The organism is Streptomyces minutiscleroticus (assembly GCF_014650875.1).
GTDB lineage: Bacteria > Actinomycetota > Actinomycetes > Streptomycetales > Streptomycetaceae > Streptomyces > Streptomyces minutiscleroticus.
Genome location: NZ_BMVU01000173.1, coordinates 1 through 1,867, shown reverse-complemented (window position 1 = coordinate 1,867; position 1,867 = coordinate 1). Strand labels below are relative to the sequence as shown.

General features: G+C 67.3%; 1 protein-coding gene and 1 pseudogene. One reads left to right on the top strand and one right to left on the bottom strand.

The features are described from left to right. Positions 1-1,085 precede the first annotated feature (1,085 nt). Positions 1,086-1,502: a hypothetical protein gene (locus IE271_RS40735; protein WP_190195453.1), complete on the top strand. Its 417-nt coding sequence runs from the start codon at positions 1,086-1,088 to the stop codon at positions 1,500-1,502. A gap of 163 nt (positions 1,503-1,665) precedes the next feature. Here IE271_RS40735 and IE271_RS40730 read toward each other — a convergent pair. After that, positions 1,666-1,867 (bottom strand): annotated as a pseudogene (locus IE271_RS40730) (hypothetical protein); the annotation flags it as partial.

Here is a 1,867-nt window from a genome sequence, read left to right as displayed (position 1 = left end):
GTACCCTCCGGGCTTTGCCCGGAGGCAGCGAATGCGCTGCGCGCATTCCGCTCCCGCTCCGCGTGAGCGGCGGCCCGCTAGGGCCGCGCCCGGGACTGCGTCCCGGGCCGGCGTCTTCCGCTGCGCTCCAGACGCCTGGAGCGGTCCCGCTGCGCGGGACCGCATGGCCTGCGCTGCACTCCGGCCGGCCCCGCTTGCGCGGGGCAACGGGCCTACGGCCCGAGCTGGCAGCAGGAGGTGCGGAGGCCGGTGTCAGAGGTGACTGGTCTCGTCATAGATCCTCCAGTGCCACCACCCCCCTGTGCGCCACGGTTGGCGGTAGGCGAAGGGATCGGGCAGGGTCCTGCGCCACAACTCCTCGTCCAACTCGGCCACCAGGGCCGCCAGGTCACGGCGTGCCCGGGGAGGAAGTCTGGACAGGACCAGCTCGAGAAGATCCCGGACCAGGGCCACGTTCTCCTGCAGCTCGCACCCTTCGCAGGGGCAGCGGGACCTACGCAGGTACAGGTAGCGGCCCGGACGGGCCAGGAACGCCCGGTAATGACGCAGGGCTGTCTGGGTGGCACCGGGCCAGAGGCCCTCACCATGTCGGCGGGACTCTTCCCGGTGGATGGCGGAGACCGTCCGTCCGGTAAGGCGGTCGATACGGGTCGGCCATGGGAGAGGGAAACGCTCGTCCCACCAGGGACTCGCTCCCCAGTACAACTGGCGGGGCACTGTGCTTTGAGCGCGTAGCGCGCTAGGCCGCTTACGCGGCATGAGCCTTTCGGATAGCAGTCATGCCGTGATCTTGGCATGAGTGCCGAAGATTGTCCAGGCTCGCTGCTGTTCCCTTCGCACCGAGTGTGCTTCGAAAAATTATACAGATAAGTTTTGGGATGGCTTTGGGGTTCCGATCAAAGGTTGAGAACGCACTACAGGAGCGCAATCTGATTTACTCGAAAGACGACACCAACTTTCACTGAACTGACGGCACAAAAACCCAGTACGCAAGCGTGAGAACCCTATGAAGCCGAGTGACGTTCAGTGGTGAAGAATGCATGACGCCCATCAAACGATGGAATGGTCGATGAGGAGGGGCGGGCATGTTGATCCAGGCGAGCGCCGGTTTCGGAATGCTGTACCGGCTGGGACTGACCAAAGCCGCGCTGGAGATGCTGAGGGTGCTGATCGAGCGCCGGGAGCCCGGCGGCGAGGTCAAGGCCTCTCAGGCCGAGCTGGCGGCCCGGGTGGGGCTGTCGAGGAACTCCGCGAACACGGCGATGGCGCTGCTGGAGAGCCGGAACCTGATGCTGCGGCCCGAGGAGCGCACCTACCGCACGTACTACCTCCACCCCTACATCGCCTCCTACGCCTCCCAGGAAGAGCTGCAAGAGGCCATCCAGGACGCTGCCGAGCGGATCGAGGACGGTGAGCTTCCCGAGATCAGCGCGCCGCTGTACGAGACCGCCCCGCCCAAGCGCCAGCCCCAGGCGCTCAAGTCGGTCCGGGCAGCGGGCTAGGCCGGCCCGCTCCGCTGGCGTGGCGCCGCTTCCCTGGGCCAGGAGGAAGCGGCGCCGTTTTCGTTCGCGGCGCCTGTGCGGGCCGGTGCTGCTGCGCACCGGCGAGGCGGGATGGGATGCTCTCCAGCGACCATGCCGAGTTCCGGCCGGTGCACTTTCGTGATCATGGCGTGGGGGCGAGGTAGGGCTCCGTCCAGCCGGTGGCGGCCACTACCTCTCGCGCGATGTCGACGACGAGCCGTCCATCCGTCACCACGCGCACGGTCTCTGCGGGGGCCCGCTGGTCCAGGAGCCGTGCCTTGCGGGCACTTCCTTGCAGTTCCTGCTCCAGCTCTGAGCCGAGCTCTCGCCCCACCAGCCGCTGG